This is a genomic window from Agrobacterium pusense (genome assembly GCF_900102105.1).
Lineage (GTDB): Bacteria > Pseudomonadota > Alphaproteobacteria > Rhizobiales > Rhizobiaceae > Agrobacterium > Agrobacterium pusense.
Genome location: NZ_FNBB01000001.1, coordinates 742,396 through 766,558, shown reverse-complemented (window position 1 = coordinate 766,558; position 24,163 = coordinate 742,396). Strand labels below are relative to the sequence as shown.

The 24,163-nt window shown below is 58.2% G+C and carries 26 protein-coding genes and 1 tRNA gene; 13 read left to right on the top strand and 14 right to left on the bottom strand.

The genetic code is table 11. The features are described from left to right. The first annotated feature begins 254 nt into the window (after nt 1–254). From BLU28_RS03885 to pncB, 5 genes are all read left to right on the top strand, one after another. Nucleotides 255–1,361, top strand: coding sequence for a DUF475 domain-containing protein (locus BLU28_RS03885; protein ID WP_004439293.1), 1,107 nt, complete (start codon nt 255–257; stop codon nt 1,359–1,361). Nucleotides 1,362–1,721: 360 nt separating this feature from the next. Next, nucleotides 1,722–2,066, top strand: coding sequence for a MarR family transcriptional regulator (locus BLU28_RS03880; RefSeq protein WP_022555421.1), 345 nt, complete (start codon nt 1,722–1,724; stop codon nt 2,064–2,066). Between the two features lie 18 nt (nt 2,067–2,084). Next, nucleotides 2,085–2,936: a C40 family peptidase gene (locus tag BLU28_RS03875; protein ID WP_077986552.1), complete on the top strand. Its 852-nt coding sequence runs from the start codon at nt 2,085–2,087 to the stop codon at nt 2,934–2,936. A gap of 93 nt (nt 2,937–3,029) precedes the next feature. After that, nucleotides 3,030–3,389, top strand: a complete 360-nt coding sequence (locus BLU28_RS03870) for a hypothetical protein (RefSeq protein WP_072493832.1) — start codon at nt 3,030–3,032, stop codon at nt 3,387–3,389. A gap of 210 nt (nt 3,390–3,599) precedes the next feature. Further along, a complete protein-coding gene (pncB, locus tag BLU28_RS03865; RefSeq protein WP_004439297.1) occupies nt 3,600–4,904 on the top strand; it encodes a nicotinate phosphoribosyltransferase in 1,305 nt (434 codons plus the stop codon). Nucleotides 4,905–4,946: 42 nt separating this feature from the next. Here the strand turns inward: pncB and BLU28_RS03860 are convergent, their stop codons facing one another. Further along, nucleotides 4,947–6,341, bottom strand: a complete 1,395-nt coding sequence (locus BLU28_RS03860; protein ID WP_022555424.1) for a leucyl aminopeptidase family protein — start codon at nt 6,339–6,341, stop codon at nt 4,947–4,949. Between the two features lie 256 nt (nt 6,342–6,597). Here BLU28_RS03860 and BLU28_RS03855 point away from each other — a divergent pair, with 256 nt between their 5' ends. Then, a complete protein-coding gene (locus BLU28_RS03855; protein WP_175477658.1) occupies nt 6,598–7,308 on the top strand; it encodes a tetratricopeptide repeat protein in 711 nt (236 codons plus the stop codon). Nucleotides 7,309–7,379: 71 nt separating this feature from the next. On the opposite strand, the gene BLU28_RS03850 is transcribed toward BLU28_RS03855, so the two are convergent. The 9 genes from BLU28_RS03850 to BLU28_RS03810 all read right to left on the bottom strand — a co-directional run bounded on the left by BLU28_RS03850 (nt 7,380) and on the right by BLU28_RS03810 (nt 16,271). Continuing rightward, nucleotides 7,380–8,366: a type II secretion system F family protein gene (locus tag BLU28_RS03850; protein WP_004439300.1), complete on the bottom strand. Its 987-nt coding sequence runs from the start codon at nt 8,364–8,366 to the stop codon at nt 7,380–7,382. 9 nt (nt 8,367–8,375) lie between these two features. Then, entirely contained in the window at nt 8,376–9,380 is a 1,005-nt protein-coding gene (locus BLU28_RS03845; protein WP_004439301.1) for a type II secretion system F family protein, read from the bottom strand. A 15-nt stretch (nt 9,381–9,395) separates the two neighbouring features. Beyond that, nucleotides 9,396–10,862 carry a TadA family conjugal transfer-associated ATPase gene (locus BLU28_RS03840; RefSeq protein WP_035206587.1) on the bottom strand — a complete coding sequence of 489 codons (1,467 nt, stop codon included), beginning with the start codon at nt 10,860–10,862 and terminating at the stop codon, nt 9,396–9,398. Between the two features lie 33 nt (nt 10,863–10,895). After that, a complete protein-coding gene (locus tag BLU28_RS03835; protein WP_060942482.1) occupies nt 10,896–12,179 on the bottom strand; it encodes a CpaE/TadZ family protein in 1,284 nt (427 codons plus the stop codon). 34 nt (nt 12,180–12,213) lie between these two features. Then, a complete protein-coding gene (locus BLU28_RS03830) occupies nt 12,214–12,894 on the bottom strand; it encodes a CpaD family pilus assembly protein (RefSeq protein WP_004439305.1) in 681 nt (226 codons plus the stop codon). Nucleotides 12,895–12,950: 56 nt separating this feature from the next. Beyond that, complete coding sequence (locus tag BLU28_RS03825; protein WP_006699755.1) at nt 12,951–14,534, bottom strand: type II and III secretion system protein family protein; 1,584 nt, start codon at nt 14,532–14,534, stop codon at nt 12,951–12,953. Beyond that, nucleotides 14,531–15,337, bottom strand: coding sequence for a Flp pilus assembly protein CpaB (cpaB, locus tag BLU28_RS03820; RefSeq protein WP_006699754.1), 807 nt, complete (start codon nt 15,335–15,337; stop codon nt 14,531–14,533). The genes BLU28_RS03825 and cpaB overlap by 4 nt, the downstream gene beginning before the upstream one ends. 127 nt (nt 15,338–15,464) lie before the next feature. After that, nucleotides 15,465–15,977, bottom strand: a complete 513-nt coding sequence (locus BLU28_RS03815; RefSeq protein WP_035206595.1) for an A24 family peptidase — start codon at nt 15,975–15,977, stop codon at nt 15,465–15,467. A 105-nt stretch (nt 15,978–16,082) separates the two neighbouring features. Next, a complete protein-coding gene (locus BLU28_RS03810) occupies nt 16,083–16,271 on the bottom strand; it encodes a Flp family type IVb pilin (protein WP_006699752.1) in 189 nt (62 codons plus the stop codon). A gap of 413 nt (nt 16,272–16,684) precedes the next feature. Here BLU28_RS03810 and BLU28_RS03800 point away from each other — a divergent pair, with 413 nt between their 5' ends. Further along, entirely contained in the window at nt 16,685–17,095 is a 411-nt protein-coding gene (locus BLU28_RS03800; RefSeq protein ID WP_004439310.1) for a pilus assembly protein N-terminal domain-containing protein, read from the top strand. 221 nt (nt 17,096–17,316) lie between these two features. On the opposite strand, the gene BLU28_RS03795 is transcribed toward BLU28_RS03800, so the two are convergent. Both BLU28_RS03795 and BLU28_RS03790 read right to left on the bottom strand, forming a co-directional pair. After that, a tRNA-Leu gene (locus BLU28_RS03795) sits at nt 17,317–17,403 on the bottom strand. Nucleotides 17,404–17,522: 119 nt separating this feature from the next. Continuing rightward, nucleotides 17,523–17,831, bottom strand: a complete 309-nt coding sequence (locus tag BLU28_RS03790; protein ID WP_035206598.1) for an Rdx family protein — start codon at nt 17,829–17,831, stop codon at nt 17,523–17,525. A 131-nt stretch (nt 17,832–17,962) separates the two neighbouring features. Here BLU28_RS03790 and BLU28_RS03785 point away from each other — a divergent pair, with 131 nt between their 5' ends. From BLU28_RS03785 to BLU28_RS03770, 4 genes are all read left to right on the top strand, one after another. Next, nucleotides 17,963–18,412 carry a DoxX family protein gene (locus BLU28_RS03785; RefSeq protein WP_022555435.1) on the top strand — a complete coding sequence of 150 codons (450 nt, stop codon included), beginning with the start codon at nt 17,963–17,965 and terminating at the stop codon, nt 18,410–18,412. Between the two features lie 135 nt (nt 18,413–18,547). Beyond that, nucleotides 18,548–19,246 (top strand): type 1 glutamine amidotransferase, encoded by a 699-nt coding sequence (locus BLU28_RS03780; protein WP_035206801.1) that lies wholly within the window; start codon nt 18,548–18,550, stop codon nt 19,244–19,246. An 82-nt stretch (nt 19,247–19,328) separates the two neighbouring features. Then, a complete protein-coding gene (locus tag BLU28_RS03775; protein WP_035206802.1) occupies nt 19,329–19,517 on the top strand; it encodes a YegP family protein in 189 nt (62 codons plus the stop codon). A gap of 174 nt (nt 19,518–19,691) precedes the next feature. Next, a complete protein-coding gene (locus BLU28_RS03770; protein ID WP_060942483.1) occupies nt 19,692–20,789 on the top strand; it encodes a glycoside hydrolase family 25 protein in 1,098 nt (365 codons plus the stop codon). A 13-nt stretch (nt 20,790–20,802) separates the two neighbouring features. On the opposite strand, the gene BLU28_RS03765 is transcribed toward BLU28_RS03770, so the two are convergent. Then, entirely contained in the window at nt 20,803–21,678 is an 876-nt protein-coding gene (locus BLU28_RS03765; protein WP_035206803.1) for a DMT family transporter, read from the bottom strand. A 104-nt stretch (nt 21,679–21,782) separates the two neighbouring features. On the opposite strand from BLU28_RS03765, the gene BLU28_RS03760 reads away from it, so the two are divergent. Next, nucleotides 21,783–23,225, top strand: coding sequence for an aminotransferase-like domain-containing protein (locus tag BLU28_RS03760; RefSeq protein ID WP_051634311.1), 1,443 nt, complete (start codon nt 21,783–21,785; stop codon nt 23,223–23,225). 73 nt (nt 23,226–23,298) lie between these two features. Next, nucleotides 23,299–23,616 carry a hypothetical protein gene (locus tag BLU28_RS03755; RefSeq protein ID WP_004439319.1) on the top strand — a complete coding sequence of 106 codons (318 nt, stop codon included), beginning with the start codon at nt 23,299–23,301 and terminating at the stop codon, nt 23,614–23,616. Between the two features lie 77 nt (nt 23,617–23,693). On the opposite strand, the gene BLU28_RS03750 is transcribed toward BLU28_RS03755, so the two are convergent. Continuing rightward, complete coding sequence (locus BLU28_RS03750) at nt 23,694–24,152, bottom strand: Rrf2 family transcriptional regulator (protein WP_006699744.1); 459 nt, start codon at nt 24,150–24,152, stop codon at nt 23,694–23,696. Nucleotides 24,153–24,163 lie beyond the last annotated feature (11 nt).

The following is a 24,163-nucleotide window of genomic DNA, read 5'->3' as shown; positions in this document are numbered from 1 at the left end:
ACGAAGGCGTGATCTTCAGGGAGTAAGAAGGGGCCCTGCGATGATTTGTCTCGCAAGGGCAGAGGAAACAAAGGTGCCGGGCCCCTCTGGCGAGAGTTTTACGGCGCTCTCGTGATGTCGGTACCGCCTGCAAAATTCGCCGGCGGATTAAAAACTATGAAAAACCTGAATGTGCTTCGCGCGCGTGCTTTCTGCGTGCGGCCTGACGCCCCGCGTCAGTCTGCAACCGTCCTCGTAATGAACGGTGACCGGACATGAGCGCTGCCCAGAAAACCACGCTCTCCTACTTCAAGTGGGCTTTTATCGTCACCATCGTCGGTCTCATCCTCGGCGGCTATCTTGGCTGGGAAATGACCGGTACGGTTGGCGGTACCGCGACGATCTTCTTCATCTGCGTCGTTCTGGCGGTGCTGGAAATCTCGCTTTCTTTCGATAACGCCATCGTCAACGCGAACAAGCTGAAGGACATGACGCCGGTCTGGCAGCACCGCTTCCTGACATGGGGCATTCTCATTGCCGTTTTCGGCATGCGTATCGTCTTCCCGCTGCTGATCGTTGTCGTCGCCGCCAATGTCGGTCCCTGGACGGCCATCGTCATGGCGGCAACCCAGCCGGAACGTTATGCGGAAATCATGCAGGACGCCCATCTGCCGATTGCGGCTTTCGGCGGCACCTTCCTGATGATGGTCGGTCTCAACTTCTTCTTTGACCATGAAAAGGACGTGCATTGGGTGCGCTGGATCGAGGAAAAGGCTGCGACCTATTCCTCCGTCAAGGGCATCGAGATCGCCTTCGTGCTTGTCGTCATGCTGATCTTTTCGCGCATCATCGGCGCCAGCGACAACCCGGAACTCGGTCCGGTCGCGGCCAACACGTTCTTCCATTCGGCGATCTGGGGTCTCTTGACCTTCCTGCTGGTAGAAGTTGTCGGCGGCATTCTCGATCGTAGCCAGGAAATGCTGGAAGGCGCAGCAAAGGGCGGTTTCGGTGCGTTTCTTTATCTCGAAGTGCTTGACGCCAGCTTCTCTTTCGATGGCGTGATCGGTGCCTTCGCGCTGACGCAGAACCTGTTCATCATCGCCATCGGCCTCGGCATCGGCGCCATGTACGTGCGCTCGATGACAATCATGCTGGTCGAGAAAGGAACGCTTGCCGAATATCGCTATCTGGAGCACGGCGCCTTTTATGCGATCCTGATCCTGTCGGTCATCATGTATGTGCAGACCATGGTGCATATACCTGAAGTCATCACGGGCCTTGGCGGCGCAACCCTGATCGGTATCTCGCTCTGGTCGTCGATCCGCTATAATCGGCAGCAGAATGCCGATGCAGTCGATGCCGCACGCGGCGCAGAGATTTGATCCACAATACCCCTGTCTTCCGCCGTCACGGCGGGAGACAGTTTTTAAGCATTGAGTTCGTTCTTGCCTCTTTTTATCGCCATTTACGCCTTGCAAACGCCTTCGCCGCGCGCGTCATTTATCCATTAAGTCCCTGATTTAAAATATAGTTGTGCGGCGCAGCAAAACTGGCACGATTTCTGCATCTCATCTTGCAAGTCCAGAGGGGACATATGGCCCAAAAATGGGTCAACAATTACCGCCGCGCCGCGCGATCTTTCGGATCTGCGCCGTGCGGCGGTTCTGTTTGTGGGGATGGTTCTTGAGTTTTTCGCGCTGTTGCATGAAAACGATAGGACAACGACTGGAAGGTTTATCGGCTTGCCTGCAGAACTTTCGCCCACGGCCGCCCTCGGGCTCTGGCATCGCGTCTCGATGGCGCAGGTCACGGCCGATGCGCCCGATTTGACCTTGCGTCAGACGGCCATCCTGCTGCAGATTTATCTTGTGCCGCCGCCGCATACCGTGCGCGGCCTCGCCGGCCTGCTGGGCGTGACCAAGCCGGTCATCACCCGCGCGCTCGACAGTCTCGGCGCGCTAGGGCTGGTTGACCGGGCCCGGGATGAGCGGGACAGGCGCAATGTCGTGATAAAGCGCACCGTCGCAGGTGCGCTTTATCTGGAAAAATTCGGCGATCTGATTATTGATCAGGCTCGTCATATCTAACCTCTGGACGTGAACCCCATGATGCTCGACCGCCGCCTGAATGTCTTCCGCTCCGATCTCGCCGACGAAAAACTGCAAGGGGCGGTGCAGGCCGATCGTTTCGTCAGCGGATCTGCCGCACAGGTCGTGGTACCTGTCATCGGCCTGCGGCCCACGCCGGACCTTGTCGCCGGTATCGATACCGAACTGCTGTTCGGCGAGACCCTGCGCGTTTTCGACAGGGCGAACGGCTGGGCCTGGGTGCAGGCGGATGCGGATGGTTATGCGGGTTACGTGCCGGAAACGGCCATTGGTGATGTCGTCGCGGCCACTCACCGTATCGTTGCTCCCCGTACCTTTGTTTATCCTTCGGCCGAACTGCGCAAGCCACCGGTGGCGGCGCTGTCCATGGGCAGCCTGATCCGGATCGTCGGTGAAGAGGAGACCCGTGGCACCCGGTATCTCATGACCGAAAATGGCGAAGGCGTCATTGCCGCCCACTGCCGGACCGTCGATGCTGCCCCTGACGACGACTATGTCGCGGTGGCGTTGCGCTTCATCGAAACCCCCTATCTGTGGGGCGGTCGCTCCGGCTTTGGTATCGATTGTTCAGGCCTCGTACAGATTTCCATGGCGATGGCAGGCCGGCGGGTGCTGCGCGATACCGACATGCAGGTGAAATCGCTCGGTGTGGAAATAGAGCGGGACGAGTTGCGGCGCGGCGATCTGGTTTTCTGGAAAGGCCATGTCGGGCTGATGGAAAATGAGGAAACGCTGCTGCACGCCAACGGCCATACCATGAATGTCGCGCGCGAAAATCTCGCTGCAGCCATTGAGCGCATCGGTTGGCTTTATGAAAAGCCGACGGCGTTCCGTCGCATGGAGGACTGAGGGAGCGCTTCACGAAATTGTTCCCGTCTTGCCCTTTGTGCGACAGCCGTCGCCGGCCTACATGCTGTCAATAATGGTACGGGACGGACACTGATGAAGACAAGAACGGCGGCACGATTGGCAGCGATCCTCGCGGCGGTCCTATTGAGCACTTCGGCAGAGGCCCAGACGGTGTTCCAGAACGGTTTTGCCCCGGCACCCGACGCCTATGCCAACCTGCCCGGTGTAAAAGACCCTCGAACGCTCCAACCCAAGGTCCGTTATAACTGCCATAGCGAACTGGGAAGTACCGGATATTCACGTGGGCCCTACCGGACCGTCTTCGGCAGTCGCGGACTTCCCGTCCAGGGTTACCGCTGCACCGATGAAAACGGTATTTCCAGCTTTGGCGGACGTAACCCCGTTTCCAAGGATTGGTACCCCGGCATCAATCCCGTTGATCCGACTTTCTGACGCGGCGTGCCCGTAGCCCCTGGCTGAAAACGATAATGAGGTTGCCGGGAAATCAACGCGCGGGCGGGCTGGTGAGGCATTTGCCGGGCCGGTGCTCTGGACTTGTTGTCGCTTTTTCAGATAAATCTTCCGCATGACGGGTTGATACCTGCCAGGGTGCGGATTGACATCGGCTATTCTGACCTTTGGCCGATACTGGGGAATGCAAGTATGACGAAGACCGATATAGCCACCCGTGTACACAATCATACCTGGAAACTTGACCCGATCGTCCGCAGCCTGATCGATACGGATTTCTACAAGCTGTTGATGTTGCAGATGATCTGGAAGCTTTATCCGGAAGTCGACGCGACGTTTTCGCTGATCAACCGCACCAAGACGGTGCGGCTGGCCGAGGAGATCGACGAGATGGAGCTGCGCGAACAGCTCGATCATGCGCGTACGCTGCGTCTTTCCAAAAAAGAGAATATCTGGCTTGCGGGTAACACGTTTTACGGCCGCTCGCAGATTTTCGAGCCGGAATTTCTCTCCTGGCTATCAAGCTATCAGCTGCCGGAATATGAGCTTTTCAAGCGCGACGGGCAGTACGAGCTGAATTTCCACGGCCGCTGGATGGACACGACGCTCTGGGAAATCCCGGCGCTCGCCATCATCAACGAGTTGCGTTCGCGTAGCGCCATGCGCTCGCTCGGTTATTTTACGCTGGATGTTCTCTATGCCCGCGCAAAGGCCAAGATGTGGGAGAAGGTTGAGCGGCTGCGGGAACTGCCGGGCCTGCGCATTTCCGATTTCGGCACCCGCCGCCGCCATAGCTTTCTGTGGCAGCGCTGGTGCGTCGAGGCGTTGAAGGAAGGCATCGGGCCGGCCTTTACCGGTACGAGCAACGTGCTGCTCGCCATGGATTCGGACCTTGAAGCCGTCGGGACGAACGCGCATGAACTGCCGATGGTGGTCGCGGCGCTGGCGCAGACTGATGAGGAACTGGCTGCCGCGCCCTATCAGGTTCTGAAGGACTGGAACCGGCTTTATGGTGGCAACCTGCTGATTGTTCTGCCCGACGCCTTCGGCACGGCGGCGTTTCTGCGCAATGCGCCGGAATGGGTGGCTGACTGGACGGGTTTCCGCCCGGACAGCGCACCGCCGATCGAGGGTGGCGAGAAGATCATCGAGTGGTGGCAGAAGATGGGTCGCGACCCGCGCAAGAAGATGCTGATCTTCTCCGATGGCCTCGATGTCGATGCCATCATCGACACTTACAGGCATTTCGAAGGCCGCGTTCGCATGAGCTTCGGCTGGGGCACCAACCTCACAAATGATTTTGCTGGCTGCGCGCCAAAAACCATCGCCAGCCTCAAGCCGATCTCCATCGTCTGCAAGGTCAGCGATGCCAATGGCCGGCCGGCTGTGAAACTCTCGGACAATCCGCAAAAAGCAACCGGTGAACCGGCCGAAGTGGAGCGTTACCTGAAATTCTTCGGCCAGGAAGATCACAAGGAACAGAAGGTTCTGGTTTGATCAAAGCGGGGCGCTCCGGTCGACGAAGCACCCCTAAAGCCGCTATTTCGTGAACTGATGTGCGATATAATGGAAGAGGGCGCGAATACCCTGCGCTTCTCCACCGATCGATGAGTGGTGCCTTTCACTCAGCGACCAGCCGTAAATATCGAAATGCGCCCAGCGCCGTGTGTTGGTCACGAAACGCTTGAGAAACAGCGCGGCGGTGATCGACCCGCCCATGCCGCCGGAAGGCGCATTGGTGATATCGGCCGCGCGCGAGCGAATGTCCTTGTCGTATCCCATATAGAGCGGCATGCGCCACAGCGGATCGTCGGTATCGATGCTGGCTTCAGCGATGTCGTGGGCCAGATCGTCGTCGTCAGTGTAGAAGGGCGGCAGATCGGGACCGAGCGCGACGCGGGCGGCGCCGGTCAATGTTGCCATGTCGATCATCAGGTCTGGCGCGTCCTCATCGGCATAGGCCAGAGCGTCCGCCAGAACGAGGCGGCCTTCCGCATCGGTATTGTCGATCTGCACCGTCAGCCCCTTGCGGCTCCGGTAAATGTCGCCGGGACGAAAGGCGTTGGAAGAGATGGAGTTTTCGACGGCGGGCACGAGGACGCGCAGGTCGACCGGCAGCTTCGCGTCCATGATCATCAGCGCCAGGCCAAGGACATTGGCCGCGCCGCCCATGTCCTTCTTCATCAGGGCCATGGACGCTGCGGGTTTTATATCGAGACCGCCGGTGTCGAAGCACACGCCCTTGCCAACAAGCGTCAGACGCGGATTACCCTTTTTACCCCAGTTCATTTCCAGAAGGCGTGGTGCGCTTTCGCTGGCGCGGCCGACGGCGTGGATGAGGGGGAAGTTTTCCTTCAGCAGGTCGTCGCCGGTGGTCACCTTCACCTTCGCCTTGTAATGGGCGGCAAGGCCCCGGAAAGCGATCTCCAGCTCATCCGGTCCCATGTCGTTGGCAGGCACATTGATGAGATCGCGCGCGAGGAAGACGCCCGCGAGAATGCGCTTGATCTCGCCGTCTTCGGCATCCTGGGGAATGAGCAGCTTGGCCCCGCTGGTTTTGGTGGTCTTGTATTTGTCGAAGCGGTAGCTGCCGAGGCCGAAACCGAGAGCGAGGCGATTGGCCGTCAGTGGTGCGGTCTCGATGTGCCACTCGCCTTCAGGCAGTTCGCGGGCGAGTTTGCCGGTGATGAACGGGATTTCAGAGGGATTGCCGCCAAGGCCGAGAAGCACGCCGCCGAGCGAACCATCGGCAGAGGGAACGAGCAGGATGGCACCGGCCTCGGCCTTGAACCCTGCTTTCTTTGCCCAGTCCAGAGCGACGGGGTCAATGGCGCCCTGCTCGATGTGGGCGGGCGTGACTGCGAAAACCGGCAGTGTACTGCCTGCCTTTGAGCTGAAAGGGGTCGGGCGTTCGATGAACTGATAGGGCGCCATTATATGCTTCCGTAAATGTCGAGAATCGGTGCGATTAACGCTCTGTTAGGGTTAACAGATTATTGCTTAAGCGAAAGTTGCGTCATGTGAGTCTGTCGTTTGTCGGGCGCAAGATTTATCATTCTTGGGCGAGGGCGCTGCCATGACTGCTTTTTCTTTGGCTGAGACAGGCCGGACAGGGTTGCTGCGGGGCGCGTGTTTTGCAGCATTGGTTCTTGCGGTTTCTGGATGTGCAAGCACCAACAAACCGGACCGGATGTCTACCGGCTCCATTCCCGCCGCCGCGCGCTCCTATGATCACATGAACATGGACCAGCTTCGCCAGGCGGAAGAAACTGCCGGCAAAGCCTATGAACGCAATCCCAAGGACAAGTCGGTGGGCATGAATTATGCCAGCGTCTTGATGATGACCGGCAAGAACACGCAGGCTCTTGCAGTCATGCAGCAGATAGCCATCGCCAATCCCGCCGACCGCGACGTGCTTGCCGCGTATGGCAAGGCACAGGCGGCTGCGGGACAGCTGGAGCAGGCGCTTTCAACCATCCAGCGGGCGCAGACACCTGATCGACCCGATTGGCGCCTCTACTCGGCCGAAGGCGCGGTGCTTGACCAGCTTGGACGTTCGAGCGAAGCCCGCTCCCGCTATCGGCAGGCGCTTGACCTGAAGCCGAACGATTCGAGCGTGCTTTCAAATCTCGGCATGTCCTATGTGCTCTCGAGCGATCCGCGCACTGCCGAAACCTACCTGCAATCGGCCATCGCCCAGCCTGGCGCCGACAGCCGCGTTCGCCAGAACCTCGCGCTCGTTGTCGGCCTCCAGGGTCGCTTCGCCGAAGCAGAGCGCATTGCGGTACAGGAACTCTCGCCGCAGCAGGCCCAGGCAAACCTGACTTATCTGCGGGCAATGCTGTCCCAGCAAAATTCCTGGCAGCAGCTCGCAAAAAAAGACGGAAAGCCGGCGGGCTGATGCTTCGCGCGATGCCGCGTCCTTATATCCGGAACTTGACGCGTCGCCGCGAAATTCGGGCGGTATGTTTTTCAGAACGTGTCCAGCACGCGGATGATGGCAGGGCCTAGAATGACGGCGATGAGGACCGGCAGGAAAAATACAATCATCGGCACGGTCAGCTTCGGCGGCAGTGCAGCCGCTTTTTTCTCCGCTTCGTTCATGCGTTCGTCGCGGCCTTCCTGTGCGAGAACGCGCAGCGCCTGAGCGAGCGGCGTTCCGTAACGTTCCGCCTGAATAAGCGCTTGCACGACGCTTTTCACGGCTTCGAGCTGTGTTCGCGTGCCGAAATTCTCGAGAGCGACCCGCCGGTCCTGCAGGAACGACAGTTCCGCCGTCGTCAGCATCATTTCTTCAGCCAGTTCGGGTGACTGCTCACCCATTTCCTCTGCCACGCGGCGCATCGCGGCCTCCATGGACACGCCGGATTCGATGCAGATCAGCATGAGGTCGAGCGCATCCGGCCAGGCTTTCTTGATCGACGCCTGCCGTTTGTTCATGCGGTTCGACACATAAATATTGGGAGCATAGAAACCGATATAGCCGAACAGTAACACAGCCATCAGCCGGACGATGAAGGCTTTGTCGGAGAGATTGCCGAGCACGAAGATCCAGGTGAAGGCTACGGCCAGAAAAATGAAAGGCAGGATGAAGCGGGCGGCGAGAAACGTGTTGAACGCGTTTTGGGAACGAAGCCCTGCTGCCCGCAGCTTGTTCATCGTGTTCTTGTCCGCAAGCGCTTCCTGGAGGTTGAATTTCTCCACGATGCGCCGGGCGGACTTGTTATTGTTGCCGCGCAAGGAGGTTTTGCCTTCCCTGGTAACGGTCGCAAGCCGCTCGCGCTCGCGGCTGCGGATGAGATCCCGTTCCGACGACACGGCTTTCATGCGTTTGGCGAAATCCTTCCGCTCGAAAACCGGCATGATGAGCGTATAAAGGGTGGCGAAAACCGCCAGCGTCACCAAAACGGCGACGATCGTTTGCGGATTGGTGAGGCTCGAAAGAAAACTCCCGCTCATTCTGCGCCCTCAAATATCGAAATTGATCATTTGGCGCATGATGAATATCCCGATCAACATCCAGACGGCTGACGCCCCAAGAATGATATGGCCGCGAATATCGGTAAAAAGCACCGATAGATATTCCGGCGAGGTAAAGTGCACCAGCATCATGACGACAAAGGGCAGCGAGCCGATGATGACCGCTGACGCCTTTGCCTCCATCGAAAGTGCATTCACCTTGGCACGCATCTTCTTGCGGTCGCGCAGAACTTTTGAAAGGTTCGACAGCGCTTCGGAGAGGTTGCCGCCGGCCTGCGCCTGAATGTTGATGACGGTGCTGAAAAAGCTTACTTCGAAAAGCGGCATTGTCAGCATCATGCGCTCGATCGCCTGGGGTATGCCGATGCCGACCTGCTGCGCGTCGACAACCCGCTGGAACTCCGTTTTCACCGGCTCCTGGCCGTCAGATGCGATCAATCGCACCGCGTCGTTCAACGGCAAGCCGGATTTGATCGAGCGACACATGACATCAAGTGCGTTGGGAAACTCTTCGAGGAATTTTTTCTGCCGGCGCTTGAGGAGGAACGCCAGTGCCCAGCGCGGCAGCCCCAGCGCGATAACGGCGCCTATCGGTAGGGCGATAAGCAATGACAGGCCATAAAGAAGTGCGATGAGGGTGGCAAAGCCAGCCGCGCCGACGCTCAGCAGCTGAAACTGTCGCAGGGACAGCGTCAGCCCCGCCTGAACGAGCTTTTCGCGCAAACCGACATTTTTGGCCTTTTTTGCCCTCTCATTTTGTTTTTTCTCCATTTCCCGCAGGTTGTCCTGCATGGATTTGCGGCGTTTGCTGAGCTCATGCACGCGGTCACGTGCGGCTTTGATGTTGGTGTGGTCCGTCTCCGCGGCCTGGACCCGCTTGAAGCGGCTGGTGGTCTTTTTTTCGACCTCTATCTGCTGGAAAAGAAAAGCGTAAGCGAGCGCGCCCGCCGAAACGGCGACGAGTGCGGCCAATAGGAGGATTGTCGGGTCCATGGCGGTCGCTTTCCCTTAGGAGGTCTTTTCCATTTCATCGAGCGCGGCGGCCAGGCGTTTTTCCTCGCCATAATAGCGTGCACGGTCCCAGAAATGGGGTTTGCTGATGCCCGTCGATACATGTCTGCCGATCAGTTTGCCGTTGGCATCCTCACCTTCGATTTCGTATCGCATCAAATCCTGAGTGACGATCACGTCGCCTTCCATGCCGATCACTTCCGTGATCTGGGTTATCCGGCGTGAACCATCACGCAGGCGCTGCGCCTGAATGACGACATCGATCGATCCCGAGATGATTTCACGCACGGTTTTGGCCGGCAGGGTGAAGCCGCCCATGGCGATCATGGATTCGATGCGGCTGAGGCACTCGCGTGGTGTATTGGCGTGCAGCGTTCCCATTGAACCGTCATGGCCGGTATTCATCGCCTGGAGCAGGTCGAATACCTCCGGTCCGCGCACTTCGCCGACGATGATGCGTTCCGGCCGCATGCGAAGGCAGTTCTTGACGAGATCCCTCATCGTGATCTCACCTTCCCCTTCGATGTTCGGAGGCCGCGTTTCGAGTCTGACGACATGCGGTTGCTGCAGCTGCAGTTCGGCGGTGTCTTCGCAGGTAATGACGCGCTCATCCCTGTCGATGAAGCTCGTCAGGCAATTGAGAAGCGTGGTCTTGCCGGAGCCGGTGCCGCCCGAGATGACGACGTTGCAGCGGACACGACCGATGATCTTGAGCAGTGTCGCGCCTTCGGGTGTGATCGCACCGAAACGCACGAGCTGGTCGAGCGTAAGCTTGTCCTTCTTGAATTTTCGGATTGTCAGCGCGGGGCCGTCGATGGCGAGCGGCGGCGCGATGACGTTGACGCGCGAGCCGTCCGGCAGGCGGGCGTCGCATATGGGGCTCGATTCATCCACGCGTCGGCCCACCTGGCTGACGATGCGCTGGCAGATGGAAAGCAATTGCGCGTTGTCGCGGAAGCGGATGTCGGATTCGATGGTCTTGCCGCCGACTTCGATGAAGGTCTGGCCAGAACCATTGACCATGATATCGGCGATGTCGTCGCGGGCAAGAAGGGGCTCAAGCGGCCCATAACCGAGAACGTCATTGCAGATGTCTTCAAGCAGTTCTTCCTGCTCGGCAATCGACATTGCGAAATTCTTGATCGTGATGATGTCGTTGACGATATCGCGAATTTCCTCGCGCGCGCTCTCCGCATCAAGTTTGGCGAGCTGCGAAAGGTCGATCGTATCGATGAGCGCGGAAAATACCTGGCTCTTGGTATTGTAATAATCCTCCGTGCGGGCGCGCTTTTTTTGCGCCGGCTGCGTGACCGCCATCTGTCGCGCTACGGGTGATTGGCCCGGCTCGAGCGTGTCGATGGAGAGAGAGCGCGGCTCGGGCGCCGCCACCTGCATGGGGACAGGTGCGACGGGATCCGGCTTCGTGCTTCTGGCTGGGCCCTCGGCCCCGCGTTTTCCGAACATCGGCGTTTCCGTCAATAGGCGCGGAGGGAATCCCTACTTGCGCTTGAGAATATTCTTAAGTCTGTCCAGACCGCCGCGCCGGCTTTTGCGCAGCACCGTGCGACCGGTGATGGTATGGGCAATTTGCGAGAAGGTTTCTGCGATCTGGGATTTTTCATCCATTTCGCTAATCATGCGTCCGCTGTTTGCGGCGTTTCCAAACAATTGCGCCTCGAATGGAATGATCGCAATCGGCTCGATTTCCAGCGGGTCGAAAAAATCCGCCGGAGCGATTTCGGGTCGCTTCGGCATGCCCACCTGGTTGAGGATGAGATGCGGCAATTTATCGTTGGGGCGCAGTTTTATCAGCGCGTCGAACAGGTTCTTCGTGTTGCGAAGATTCGCAAGATCCGGAACCGCGGTGATGACGACCTCATCCGCTTCCGCAAGCACAGCCCTTGTCCAGTCGCACCATTGGTGGGGAAGGTCGAGGACGGCGACGGGGGCGCTACGCTGCAAAACCTCAAGGATCGGCAGAAAGGCCTGGCGGTCTAGATCGTAAGTCCGGTCAAGAAGCGACGGTGCCGCGAGCAGCGATAGGTGATCGGAGCATTTCGTCAAAAGGCGGTCGAGAAATACCTCATCCAGCCGCTCCGGCGAGAAAACCGCTTCCGCCATGCCCTGGGCCGGATCCTGATCGAAATCGATATTGGCTGTGCCATAAGCCAGATCCATGTCGGCGAGAATGGTTTCCGTCGAAAACAGGGTCGAGATGCCGAAGGCGCAATTATGTGCGACCGTCGAGGACCCAACCCCACCTTTGGCGCCGATGAAGGCGATGTTGCGGCCAAGCGGCTCCGCTTCGGGATCGACGAAGATCGCGGCGATCGAACCCAGAAGATCGGCCATGTTGACCGGGGCGACCAGATATTCCGAAATACCGTTGCGGATGAGGTCGCGATACAATGTTATGTCATTGTGGCGGCCGACAATGATGACACGGGTTGAGGGATCGCAAACCTCCGCGAGAGGAGCAAGGTCATCCAGCAGCGAAGCCGGCGCGCTTGCCGTCTCCAGAATGATGAGATTTGGCGTAGGCGAGGCAGAGAACATCGTGGCCGCAGCGTTGATGTCACCCTTCGTCACCCGCAATGTTACCTTGCTCATGCGCCTGTCACCGGACAATGCGTCCATGACGCCCTGCATGTTGTCGCTGACGCAGAAGGCGTGGATGGAGATGCGGGGCAGGGGCCGCAGGCGGTCCATATCGGAGGTGCGCACCGGCTGCAGGGTGTCTGCTCCGTCGCTTGACTTGATGTCGTATTCTACAGCGCTCATCGTCTTTCCTGCCGTGACAATTGTTGGGACCGCATCAGTTTGCGGTGGCCGTGTTCTTGCCGTTACGATACGTATCGATAACCACTGCGCGGCGCTCGGCATCGATGGGGCTCATGCCGCGCGGGCCGACCAGATCCATCGGATTGGCGACCTGAGCCGCGAGATTGCTTTGCGAAGCGCACCCGAAATTGTACCAGTTCTTGTTGGCAAAGGTGTTGTCCGAAAGGTCCTCTGGCCATTGACCGCATTGCCCGGTCATGGCGGTAATAGCGACATAGCTCAGTCGGATGGGGGCGGAGTCGCCGTTCGGCGAAGCCGCATAACGTGTCTCCATGATCTTGCCGGGTGCGACGCCGGCGCCGGACAGCGTAGTGCGGATCTGTTTCGCCATTCTAGCGGCGCTTGCCGAATTGGCTGATCCCGATGGCATCTGGATGTTGATGACACCCGTCGACATCGACGCATAATTCTGGGCGAAACCACGTATATTGTCCGCCATCGCCGTGGTGAGACGGCTATCGCCTGCCGAAACCGGGATATCAAGCGAATGTTCCGCTTCCGACAGGGTGATCGGATGGCGGGTCCGGTAATCGTCGGGAATGGCGTTGGTCGTGAGCGGATCGCGCGCACAGCCTTGCAGAAGGCCGGCGGTGAGCGCAACCATGGCGACGAGACCGGCGCGCCCCAGGGAAGAAGAGGAGGATGTTTCCCGCATGCTGTTTCCTGCCCTGAGGAGGCCTGTTCTGAAGAGGCGGTTTCGTGCGCGTGTCGTCATTTGTAGATGAACCCCACTGATCCCTGATAGGGAGCTGCTTGAACCTGATCCTTGCGGCCATAGACCTTGTTGACGCGGTTCATGAAATACATGGCGGCATCATTTTCAGGATTGAAATTGTCATCCGGGCGGGCAATCTGGTTGCGCGCGACTGGCCGCACCAGATAGGGCGTCGCGATGATGACCAGTTCCGTTTCGTTGCGGATGAAGTCCTTGCTGCGGAAAAGCGTACCGAAGATCGGAACCTTTGAAATGCCCGGAAGCCCCGACATGGCCTGGCGGATATTATCCTGGACCAAGCCGGCGATGACGATCGAGCCGCCCGATGGGAGTTCGACGGTTGTCGAGGTCTCGCGCTTGCGGATCGACATATAAGTCGAACCTGGGATGTTCCGGCCTGCATTTCCGGTTACCACGTTACCTTCATAGGTAGGCTCGGAAACATTGGTCTCGATCTTGAGGCTGATCCGTCCTGGCGAAAGCACCACCGGCCGGAAATTCAAGGTTATGCCGTAGTCGACCGTGTCGGTCGTGCGCGTTATGGTCTGCTGGCCCGTATCCTTGTCGATGGTGACTTCCTGTTCCGCAGGCAGACGGAAATCGCCCCCGACATAGAACTTTGCCTGCTCGCCGGAAATGGCGGTGAGGCTGGGTTCGGCCAGCGTGCGTACGACACCGGCCTGCTCCATGGCATTGAGATAGGTGGCAAAGTTGAGCGAACCGGAACCGATCGCGCCGCTGGCGATCCGCGAGGCGCCGCTGATTGCATTTCCAAGATTGGACGGATTTGCGAATTCGAAGCCGTTATTGCTTGTCGAACTGCTGATGGAGCCATTGAAACCCAGCTGTTTCAGCACCTGCCGGCTGACCTCGGCGACGGTAACCTTCAGCGTTACCTGATCTTCGCCTTCGATCGTCAGCATATTGACGATTTGCGATACCTGGCGGTTTTCGGCAAAAATTGCGGCGTCTCCGCCATTGTCGCCACCTGTCAGCGATATGTTACGGGTGGTGGCTTCACCACCCTTCAGAAAGGCTTCGGCAAGCTGTACCGCCCGTGCCGAGTCCTGCGGTGTACGAACCGTTCCCGTCAAAACGATATTGTCTGAAACAATTTCGACCTTGATGTCGGAGTCGGGAATAAAGCGGCGAATATTGGTCTCCAGTCCGACGATATCGCGCTCCACCTCGAGATCGAGGCTGACGATTTCACGGCCACTATCGCCGAAAATGAAAATATTGGTCTGCCCCACCGTTTTTCCGAAGAGATAGATTCGTCTCGACGTGCGGGTCACGGCATCGGCAAGGCTGGGGTCAGCAACGAGAATATCATGGGCGTCCTCGGGCAGGTCGATGACCAAAGCCTTGTTGAGGCCGAGTTTCAGGCGTTTGCGAACGCCCGAGCCACTCTCGGTGATGCGCACGATGCTGGCGCTTTGTGCCGCGGCCTCGCCGAGACGCAGAAATTCGGGCGAATGCGGGCCTGGAATGCCTGAAAAAGCCACGCAGAATGCAAGTCCGCCCAGCATCGATGAACGCAGGTGTTTTTTAACGCGCTTTGCCATGAACCCCCCGGTCATTGTGATGCTCCCTGATTGCCCTTGACGATTGAACCGGATTTGATCACCTGAATTTCCGGTTGGCCGGAGCCACCGTTGAGAAGATAGCCCGCCGAAAGCGTGTCGTTTTCCTGTGCATCGGCGATCGAGCGCAGGGCGAGAGTGAGGCGATCCGCCATCTGCTGCGCCACCGTTATGATCTTCGCCTGCTCAGGCGTCAGTTCCAGTGTGGCCGTTGCGCCCACGACGGCGGAAATCCCGTCTTCGCCTTCCTTGATCTGCTGGTCGATCGCGAGAACCCGGACATTGTTCAAAACATTCTCGGTCAGGAAGTTTCCGTTCTCACCCTTGCGAACCATGATGACGTCGACACGGTCATTGGGCAGTACGAAGCCGCCCGCGCCGGTTGAAACGGAAATTTCCGTGGCGACGGCGCGTTTTCCTGCCGGCAGAAGCGATGACATGATGCGGGTACTGGAATCGACGACTTTTTCCGGCCGCACCGGTTCCCCCTCGAACAGGGGCAACCGCACGACGGCGCCGGTGAGTTCGGTGATTGCGTTGGGGTTTTTGGCTTCGGTTATGAAGCTGTCGACGACATTGCCCTGCGGCCAGGGCGTCCAGCGCACCGAGCTGTCATTCAGACGGCTGCCGACGGGTAAATTGACCGAGGAAACGAGAACGTTGACCGTCGGCTCTTTCTGGATGATCGTTTCCGCCTTTTCGATAACCTGTTTTGCACCGGAAATCTGCATGGCGACAAGACCGGCAAGGCCGGCTGCAACCAGGGCAACGGAGAGAATGACGATACGCGACGGTTTCATGCTCGATCCTTGAGGGAATCAGATTCTTCTCCCGTCAGGATGGCGCGTCATTGGTATAATTATGGTTAATATTATACTTGGGTTTGTGGTTAACGAGCCTTTAATTTCGGTCCTTGAAGTAATTCATTCAAAGAAGACCGGCGATGGCGGCCTTTACCAGCGGTGCTTCACCGTATGTCAGAAGTCCGGCAATGGCGATACCGATCCCATAGGGGATCTTCTTTGCCACCATCAGTGAATCTGGGATAGGAATGCCTATCGTCATTATTTCCTGTGAGCGCGACCGCAAAAGCAGGATGCCAAGTGTCAACACACCGCCGATGAAGGTCACTGCGAGCAGAAATTCTATGAGGGAGATGTTGAAGCCGTACCACACGGCAGCGGCCGTCAGAAGCTTGGCATCTCCTCCACCCATGACATTGGCGGCGAAAAGCGCAAAACAGGCAAAAAATACAATAGCGGCGGCCGCGAGGCTCATGGCAAAAGTATGCCAGTCCATTCCGGAAAAAGGGGCGATGACCACAAAAGACGATAGCAGGAAAAGTGTTATCCTGTTCGGTATCGTCATGCTGAAGAGATCATTCAGAGCAGCAAAAGCGAGGCAAAAAGGCAATATCAGGAAAATTGCAGCGACTACCACGACCGTCTCCTCGTGCTGCTTTTCACGGCAGCTACTCCATCGAAGGTATCTATAAAAAGACACGCCGCCTCAAGGGCGGCGTGTCCACTTCTGATTCAGTGGCGCTTAGTTCGTCGTAGCAGGCTTGTTGGCATCGATTCTCTCGGAGAGAGCCTGGAAGAAAGCGTTGAGCTTCGTACCAACGGCCGAAGCGCCGCCGATGATTGCAACGGAAATAAGCGCGGCGATCAGGCCGTATTCAATTGCCGTGGCGCCGGATTCGTCCTTGAGGAAACGAGCGAAAATCTTGGTCATGAGTATCTCCTAACTCTTGTTTGGTTCAGCACGCCGACAACTGTTCTCCGTTGTTCGGTTGCGTTCAAACTACCGCCGAGCAATTTCCAAGCACTTAAAAAAAAGGATTAATCCAAAGTAAACGTCCTGTTGAGTTTCTCTTGGTAAACAAATATAAAAAGTATTGACTGTATTTTTATATTTGCTGGAAAACGAATATATTCCGCTGCAAGCTGTTTCCTGTTTTAAGAAGAGCGCGCTATAGATGAGACATATATGTTCATTTTTGGTGCGGGTTTGCGGCAGTGGGGAATGACTTGAGATGCGCATGGTTATCGCTTTAATCGTGCATTTTCGTCACTTAACGCTTCATTCACTAAAACCACGCATTCTTTGACGCGGTAAACTGCTGGTTAGTGAGCAAGGGCAAAAGCGTGTCATCCGGAAAACTGACGAAAATTGTGGTCGGCTTGTCGGTCATTCTGGGAGGGGCGTTCCAGCCCGGTTTTGCCCAGGAAGACATATTGCGCGTCTCGATGAATCACGCCCGCGTCCTCCGTCTCGACCGTCCTGTCAGCAAGGTTATCGTCGGCAACTCGAAAGTTGCCGATGCCACGGTTGCCGACGCCACCACGATCGTTCTGACAGGCCGCAGTTTCGGCACGACAAATCTCGTACTTCTCGACGCCGAAGGGAATCCAATCGTCGATGAGCGGATTCTCGTCTCCATTGATGAAGGCAATACGGTCCGTGTTTTCCGCCAGACGGAGCGAACCGTTCTTTCCTGCACGCCCAATTGTGAGCAGCATTCGCAAAACAGTGGCGACAAGGACGCCCAACCTTAACAAGGCTTGGTCCGCCTCAAATGCGAATGATCGAGCCGCCGTATTGGATGACGTGAAGGCGTGAGCCTCGGCTCGTCATCTGCATCTTTCCTAAGGGTAAGATTGGCGCTGGACGTCAGCAAAACGAAAAACCGCAACATGTACCCCTGCGTTCTGCAGGAGGGCCAAATGTTGCTGTTTTTTCGTCTAAGTATTTGATCTGGCTAAGATCAAAAATGGAATGGTGCCCAGAAGAGGACTCGAACCTCCACACCCTTGCGAGTACCAGCACCTGAAGCTGGCGCGTCTACCAATTCCGCCATCTGGGCGACGGAGAGCGATGTACGAGGGCAGCCGCCCGGTGTCAACAGGCTTTTTGAACTTTTATGACGGTCATTGATTTTAAAGGGAAAAAACTTGTCTGGTGCTGTTGAAACCCGTCGCCGGGTCAGGTGTCGAGGCCTCCGTGCTTCGTCCTGTCGACATGACCGAGGTCTCGGTCCGGGTCGATGATGTCGCGGATTCTCTGTTTGAGCTCTTTTGGGCCGGGAAAACCGCCGTCACGTTTACGTTCCCATATAATGGTACCGTCCACCCCGATCTCGAACACGCCGCCGGTCGAGGGGACAAGGCTCACTTCGCCGATATCCAAGGCGAAGGTTTGCAGGATCTCCTGCGCCATCCATCCAGCCCGCAGCAACCAGTTGCACTGGGTGCAGTAGCGTATCGTTATGCGCGGTTTGGTGTCGGTCCTCATCACGTCTCCTTCGCGGCCGAGTCACGATAATGTTAACTTTTGCACTCATGTTTTTACCAGGCACATGCTTGTTCTTATCACGGGGCTTTGCGAACAGATAAGTCAATCGAATGCTCAAACAGAGATATCCTATGGCCCAGTTCGACAATCATCGTCAGCGTCTGTTCGTTCCCGCCGTTGCACCGCTTTATAACGGGACACACGATGTGGTGGAGACCATTTTGCGTGTCACGGCGGGACTTCTGCTGGTTACCCATGGGTTCGGCAAGATTCTCAATCCCTTCGGGGCGGTCGGCATGGTGGAGAGCCTCGGTTTTTACCCGGGCGTCTTCTGGTCGCCGCTGCTGGCGGCAACGGAATTCTTCGGCGGTATTTTCATCGCCATCGGCCTTTTCACGCGGCCGGCATCCTTCGCCGCCATGATCGTCCTTCTGGTAACGGTCTGGTTCCATGGTGTGGTGAAGGCGGAAGGTCTGGGCGGTGCGGAAAAATCGATTCTCTGGGCGGCGATTTTCCTGTTCTTCGCGATTCGGGGCGGCAACCGGCATTCGGTCGACGCGAAGCTCTCGCGGGAATTCTAATATCCAGTGGCAGGGCCCATGCTGTGCCACGCCACTGCTGCCGTACCTCTTGAAAATCCCGTTTCATCATGATGAAGCTTGGATTCGATCGGCGAAACCCGCCGGCTGAATCATCTGTTATCATCAAGAGGTCGCATGCGCGTCGCAATTATCGAAAACATGGCGGGCACGCCGCATGGACAACTCGGCGTGGCATTGGCGGAGGCAAATGCGGAGGTACGCGTCATTCGCGCCTATGCGGGGGAACCGCTTCCGAAAGATGCGGGCGGTCATGATGCCCTTATCGTTCTGGGCGGGGAGCAGAACGCACTCGACGATGCCCTCTATCCCTATCTTCCAGAGCTTGCGCGTTTGATGAAAACCTTTGGCGATGCGGGCAGGGCAGTCATGGGTGTTTGCCTCGGCAGCCAGCTGCTGGCCCGCGCTTATGGTGGCGATAATATTCTTTCCGGTCCACCGGAATTCGGCTGGCAAAAGGTGTCCCTCACGGAAGAGGGCATTTCCGATCCGCTTTTGGCCGGGCTGGATAGAGCTTTTCCGATTTTCCAATGGCACTGCGATACATTTACACTACCACCCGGCGCCACCCGGCTTGCGACCAACGCCGCGACACGGAATCAGGCCTTTCGCCTCGGACGTGCGGTCTATGGCACACAGTTCCATTTCGAGGCCTCCGCCGCAGTCGTTGACGGCTGGTGCGAGGCCTTTCCCGCTTCCATCGAAAAAATGGCGCCCGGCTGGCTGGCACAATATCCCGATCATCGCGACCTGCGCGCAGGGATGGCGGATGCAGCGGGTCTGGAGATTGCCCGTGCCTGGGTGCGGCTCATCTGACGGATTTTCTGTTGCGAATATCATGGTGCCAGACCAGAATTGCGTTGAGTTCATTTTTCAGCGCGAAGGAGCCGCAAAGCCCATGTACAAATTCGAGATCTATCAAGACAATGCCGGAGAGTTTCGCTTTCGCTTCAAGGCTTCGAACGGCGAGACGATGTTTGTCTCTGAAGGCTATAAGGCCAAGGCCTCGGCCATTCACGCGATCGAGTCGATCAAGAGAAATTCCCCCGGCGCCGATACCGTTGATCTCAGCACCATGACGGCCTGAGTCGTACAATGAGAACCGGAATGCAATTTACCTGCCAGAAATGAAGGGCGCATTGGTGGGTGCCGGCGTAAAGATAAGATTCAGTCTTTTTTGATAATCTTCCGTTAGCATTTGTATTTCGAGGTCTCCGGGTGGCGCCAGTGCGCCCCCGATTTGTTTTGCGTACGGGTTCTCATGCGTTCTTCGGCTGTGCCAGCACTTCTTTTCGGTTGCCTTCTGCTTGGCGGCTGCACGTCCAGTTCCGGTCCGGAAAGCCTGGTTGCCGGCTTGCCGTCGAAGGAAACCACGAGTTCTGTCACGCCATCAGCGCCGGTGCCGCAGGCAAGTGTCGGCTCGCAGCCGATAACCGCTCAACCGCGGCAGGAAGTACTGGCCTGGGGTGGGCCGGTGCCGGAAGAGCCCAAGGCTTTTTCCGCCGTCACGCCGAGGGCGTCGCTGCCGCAGGATGCGCCTGAAATCCGTTTGCCGGTCCCGCCGCAGGCCGGGATGATACGGCCGGCCGAACGGCCGATGGAGCGTCCGGTCCAATTGGCCATGGCGGCGGCTCCGGCGGCGAGCGCCGGTGCGCAGATCCGCTCCCGCATTTTCCGTTCCAGCTTCAGCGATGCGAAACCGATCAATTTCGGCCGGGTTCAGCCGCGGCATTTCCAGGTGCACGGCGTGGATGTGTCGCGCTGGCAGGCCAATATCGATTGGCCGTTGCTGCGCACCCGCGGGGCCAATTTCGCCTTCATCAAGGCCACGGATGGCGGCGATCACCTTGATCCGATGTTCCGCACCAACTGGCAGGGTGCAAAGGCCGCGGGCATTCGCCGTGGCGCCTATCACTTCTTCTACTGGTGCCGTTCGGCCAGCGAACAGGCAGACTGGTTCATTCGCAACGTGCCACGCGATCCCGACGCGCTGCCACCGGTGATCGATGTGGAATATAACGGCGAGTCGAGCTGCAAGATGCGCCATTCCCGTGAGCGCGTTCTGGAAAAGATGCGCGTCTTCATGAACAAGCTCGAGCGCCATTACGGGCAGCGGCCAATCATTTATACCGCGCCGGATTTTTACAAGGATAACCTGACCGGCGAGTTCCAGGACTATCCCTTCTGGCTGCGCGCCGTCGCCCAGCACCCATCGGTGGTCTATCCCGGTCGCAAGTGGCTGTTCTGGCAATATTCCGGCTCGGGCCTGTCACATGGCGTCGATGGCCGCATCGATCTCAATGTCTTCAACGGCAGCGAAGATGCGTGGCACCGCTGGGTGGATCGCCGTTCCAGCTGAAGGATCGCCCGTGTCAGCGCGCGAATTTTCTGGCGCCCGCGACGCACAGCACCACAACCAGCGTAACGGCAATCATGGCAGGGCTTACCTCTTCGTGCAGCAGGGTTGCGGCAAGCGCGAGGCCGAAGAACGGCTGCAGCAGCTGCAATTGTCCGACTGCTGCAATGCCGCCCTGCGCCAGGCCGCGATACCAGAAGATGAAGCCGATCAGCATGCTGAACAGGGAAACATAGGCAAGGCCGCCCCAAGCCTGGGGATCGATGCCGGCAAGCGTTTGCGGCCCTGTGAAAAAGGCGAGCGGCAGCATCACCGGCAGGGAGAGAACCAGCGCCCAGGAAATGACCTGCCAGCCCCCCAGCCTGCGGGAAAGGGCGGCACCCTCTGCATAACCAAGTCCGCAGACGATGATTGCGCTGAGCATCAGGAGATCACCGGTAAGCGAGGCCTCAAGCCCGGTCGAAAATGAATTCCACATCGAAAAGCCCGCCACCAGGGCGCTGCCCGCGCAGGAAAAGAGCCAGAAGGCCGGGCGCGGGCGCTCTCCTCCGCGCAGAACCGCAAAGATTGCGGTGGCCAGCGGCAACAGCCCGACAAAAACAATGGAATGCGCCGAGGTAACGTGTCGGAGGGCAAGCGCCGTCAACAGCGGAAAGCCCACGACAACCCCAAGCGAGACGATGAAGAGCGATGTCAGATCATGGCGCGCCGGGCGCTTTTGCCTGAAAACAAGCAGCAGCGCCACCGCCAATAGACCCGCAATGCTGGCGCGGGCCACAGTGAGGAACACGGGATCAAAACCCGTCACCGCAACGCGCGTGGCGGGCAGCGAGCCGCTAAATATCACCACGCCCGTCAGACCGTTCAGCCAGCCGCTTGTCGCCTTGTCCATCGTCATCTCCTGCATTTTGTCCTTCTTCCTCCGGAACTGCTGGCGGCAACAGCGACAGTCATGTACAATTTAAAGAAACTGTTATGGTTGATGTTCCAGTACGGATGGAGAGAGTTGTGGACGGGCGGTTTTCAACCCTCGCGCAGATCGAACCCGGTACGCGCATAGAAAAGGTCATGGCGAGCATTCGCCAGCGCATTGCTTCGCGCAGCCTCGTTCCAGGCGCGCGCCTGCCTTCGGTGCGCGGGCTGGCGAAAGCCATGCAGGTTTCCACCTCCACTGTTGTCGAAGCCTATGACCGGCTGGTGGCCGATGGCACAATAAGCTCGCGGCCGGGCTCCGGATTTTTTGTAGCCGGTCCGCTTGCGCCCCTGTCTCTCGCCGATATCGAGCCCCGGCTGGACAGGGCGGTGGACCCGCTATGGGTATCCCGTCAGGCGCTGGACGAAGGGTCCGTCCTCGCCAAGCCCGGTTGCGGCTGGCTTCCCGCGTCCTGGATGCCGGAAGAGGCAATGCGGCGGGCGATCAGGGGGCTTGCGCGCGCGGATGCCGCCCTGCTGACGGATTATGCGAGCCCGATGGGGCTTCTGCCGCTGCGGCAGCTCCTGTCGCGCAGGCTGGCCGATCACGGGGTTCAGGCCGGGGCCAGCCAGATCATGCTGACCGATTCCGGTACCCAGGCAATCGATCTACTGTGCCGCTTTTTGCTGCAGCCTGGAGATACAGTAATCGTCGACGATCCATGTTATTTCAATTTCCACGCCCTTTTGCGCGCGCACCGCGTCAGGGCCATTGGCGTGCCCTATACACCTACAGGGCCGGACCTGCCGATTTTCGAGCAGGCGCTGAAAGAGCACCGGCCGCGGCTCTATATCACCAATTCCGCGATCCATAATCCCACTGGCGCGCGGCTCTCCGCCGTTCATGCCCACCGTTTGTTGATGTTGGCCGAACAGTCGGGACTGACCATCATTGAGGATGATATTTTCGCCGATTTCGAAACTCAGGCCGCCCCGCGTCTGGCGGCCTTCGACGGCCTGAACCGCGTTGTCCAGATCGGTAGTTTTTCAAAAACACTGTCGGCTTCCGTGCGCTGCGGTTTCATAGCAGCGCCCCTGGCGTGGGTGGAAGCGTTGACCGACCTCAAGATCGCCACCGCTTTTGGCGGAGCGCATTTCTCAGCCGCGCTGGTCCTGTCGCTTCTGACGGATGGCAGTTATCGCAAACATGTCGAGGCGCTTCGTCTGCGGCTTGCGGCGGCGATGCCGGAGGCGGCGGCGCGCCTCATCTCACTTGGATGCGTGCCGTGGATCGAACCGCAGGCGGGCATGTTTTTATGGTGCCGCCTGCCGGAAGGCGCGGATGCTGCCGATGTGGCGCGCCGCGCGCTCGCGCAGCAGTTGGTGCTCGCGCCGGGGAATGTGTTCAGTTCCTCGCAGAGCGCGTCCGGTTTCATGCGTTTCAACGTGTCGCAAATGGGTGGTCCCCACGTCATGACCGTGCTTGCAGACGCTCTTCGTCAGCCGCCCGTTTCACCTTCGTCCTGACCGCAGAGGTGACTGATCGGAACAAAATCGCGGGAACGTCGTTTTCTCGGCAGAATGAAGAGGAGGAAACACCATGACATTCGATCCCAACAACCCGCGTCCGGACCGCGATCTTCGTCCGGAACTGAATATCAACAACGAACCGCGTGCCCGCACCTCGTCGTCCTGGGTGCCGTGGCTGGCAATCATAGTCGTCGTATTGGTGGGCGTCTTCGCCTGGTCGCAGATGAGCGGCCCGACCACCGATCCGGCCACGACGTCGTCCACTACGCCGCCCGCTGCGACGGACCAGGCGCCGGCACCGATGGCACCGACTACCCCGGCAACGCCGCCGGCAAATAACGCCGCCCCGGCAAGTCCGAACACGGGTGGAACCCAGACCCAGCCTTAATGGCTGACTGGACACGATGAAGCCGCCTGCTTCCGAGCAGGCGGTTTTTTCGTTTGCACAATCGCTAGTTTACTCGCTCAGAGCTGGTCCATGGCGGAAGGATGATTGGAGACTTTTGACCAGCGGGTGATCGATTCTGCCGCCAGCGCCGAAAGCGTAATATTTCCGAAGCGGGATAACAAAATGCTCTCCGCCTCGGTCATGGCCTCGAAAAGTGCAGCATTGACTGCCTGTTCAATAACACAATCCGGATTGTCACCTGCCAGCCCGATAGAGAACAGTTCGGGCGCGCCAAGCGCTCTGTAGATATCGAGTAATGTAATCTCATTGAGTGGGCGCGCCAGAACCCATCCTCCGCCATGTCCTTTTTCGGAAGAAACATATCCCTGCTCGCGCAGGCCCGCCATCGTCCTGCGCACCACCACCGGATTGGTCTGCAACATGGCTGCGATACTTTCCGAAGTCGCCGCGCCCTCATGTTTTTCCATATGGATCAGAATATGCAGCACCCGGGAAAGTCGCGTGTCGTGTCTCATTGTTGAAGCCC

Bases quoted from the DNA above. Each gene is read 5' to 3' on its own strand.
- BLU28_RS03885 (WP_004439293.1), top strand. From the start codon at position 255: ATGAGCGCTGCCCAGAAAACCACGCTCTCCTACTTCAAGTGGGCTTTT.
- BLU28_RS03875 (WP_077986552.1), top strand. From the start codon at position 2,085: ATGATGCTCGACCGCCGCCTGAATGTCTTCCGCTCCGATCTCGCCGAC.
- BLU28_RS03870 (WP_072493832.1), top strand. From the start codon at position 3,030: ATGAAGACAAGAACGGCGGCACGATTGGCAGCGATCCTCGCGGCGGTC.
- pncB (WP_004439297.1), top strand. From the start codon at position 3,600: ATGACGAAGACCGATATAGCCACCCGTGTACACAATCATACCTGGAAA.
- BLU28_RS03860 (WP_022555424.1), bottom strand. From the start codon at position 6,341: ATGGCGCCCTATCAGTTCATCGAACGCCCGACCCCTTTCAGCTCAAAG.
- BLU28_RS03855 (WP_175477658.1), top strand. From the start codon at position 6,598: ATGTCTACCGGCTCCATTCCCGCCGCCGCGCGCTCCTATGATCACATG.
- BLU28_RS03850 (WP_004439300.1), bottom strand. From the start codon at position 8,366: ATGAGCGGGAGTTTTCTTTCGAGCCTCACCAATCCGCAAACGATCGTC.
- BLU28_RS03845 (WP_004439301.1), bottom strand. From the start codon at position 9,380: ATGGACCCGACAATCCTCCTATTGGCCGCACTCGTCGCCGTTTCGGCG.
- BLU28_RS03840 (WP_035206587.1), bottom strand. From the start codon at position 10,862: ATGTTCGGAAAACGCGGGGCCGAGGGCCCAGCCAGAAGCACGAAGCCG.
- BLU28_RS03835 (WP_060942482.1), bottom strand. From the start codon at position 12,179: ATGAGCGCTGTAGAATACGACATCAAGTCAAGCGACGGAGCAGACACC.
- BLU28_RS03830 (WP_004439305.1), bottom strand. From the start codon at position 12,894: ATGCGGGAAACATCCTCCTCTTCTTCCCTGGGGCGCGCCGGTCTCGTC.
- BLU28_RS03825 (WP_006699755.1), bottom strand. From the start codon at position 14,534: ATGACCGGGGGGTTCATGGCAAAGCGCGTTAAAAAACACCTGCGTTCA.
- cpaB (WP_006699754.1), bottom strand. From the start codon at position 15,337: ATGAAACCGTCGCGTATCGTCATTCTCTCCGTTGCCCTGGTTGCAGCC.
- BLU28_RS03810 (WP_006699752.1), bottom strand. From the start codon at position 16,271: ATGACCAAGATTTTCGCTCGTTTCCTCAAGGACGAATCCGGCGCCACG.
- BLU28_RS03790 (WP_035206598.1), bottom strand. From the start codon at position 17,831: ATGAGGACCGACACCAAACCGCGCATAACGATACGCTACTGCACCCAG.
- BLU28_RS03785 (WP_022555435.1), top strand. From the start codon at position 17,963: ATGGCCCAGTTCGACAATCATCGTCAGCGTCTGTTCGTTCCCGCCGTT.
- BLU28_RS03780 (WP_035206801.1), top strand. From the start codon at position 18,548: ATGCGCGTCGCAATTATCGAAAACATGGCGGGCACGCCGCATGGACAA.
- BLU28_RS03775 (WP_035206802.1), top strand. From the start codon at position 19,329: ATGTACAAATTCGAGATCTATCAAGACAATGCCGGAGAGTTTCGCTTT.
- BLU28_RS03770 (WP_060942483.1), top strand. From the start codon at position 19,692: ATGCGTTCTTCGGCTGTGCCAGCACTTCTTTTCGGTTGCCTTCTGCTT.
- BLU28_RS03765 (WP_035206803.1), bottom strand. From the start codon at position 21,678: ATGGACAAGGCGACAAGCGGCTGGCTGAACGGTCTGACGGGCGTGGTG.
- BLU28_RS03760 (WP_051634311.1), top strand. From the start codon at position 21,783: ATGGAGAGAGTTGTGGACGGGCGGTTTTCAACCCTCGCGCAGATCGAA.
- BLU28_RS03755 (WP_004439319.1), top strand. From the start codon at position 23,299: ATGACATTCGATCCCAACAACCCGCGTCCGGACCGCGATCTTCGTCCG.
- BLU28_RS03750 (WP_006699744.1), bottom strand. From the start codon at position 24,152: ATGAGACACGACACGCGACTTTCCCGGGTGCTGCATATTCTGATCCAT.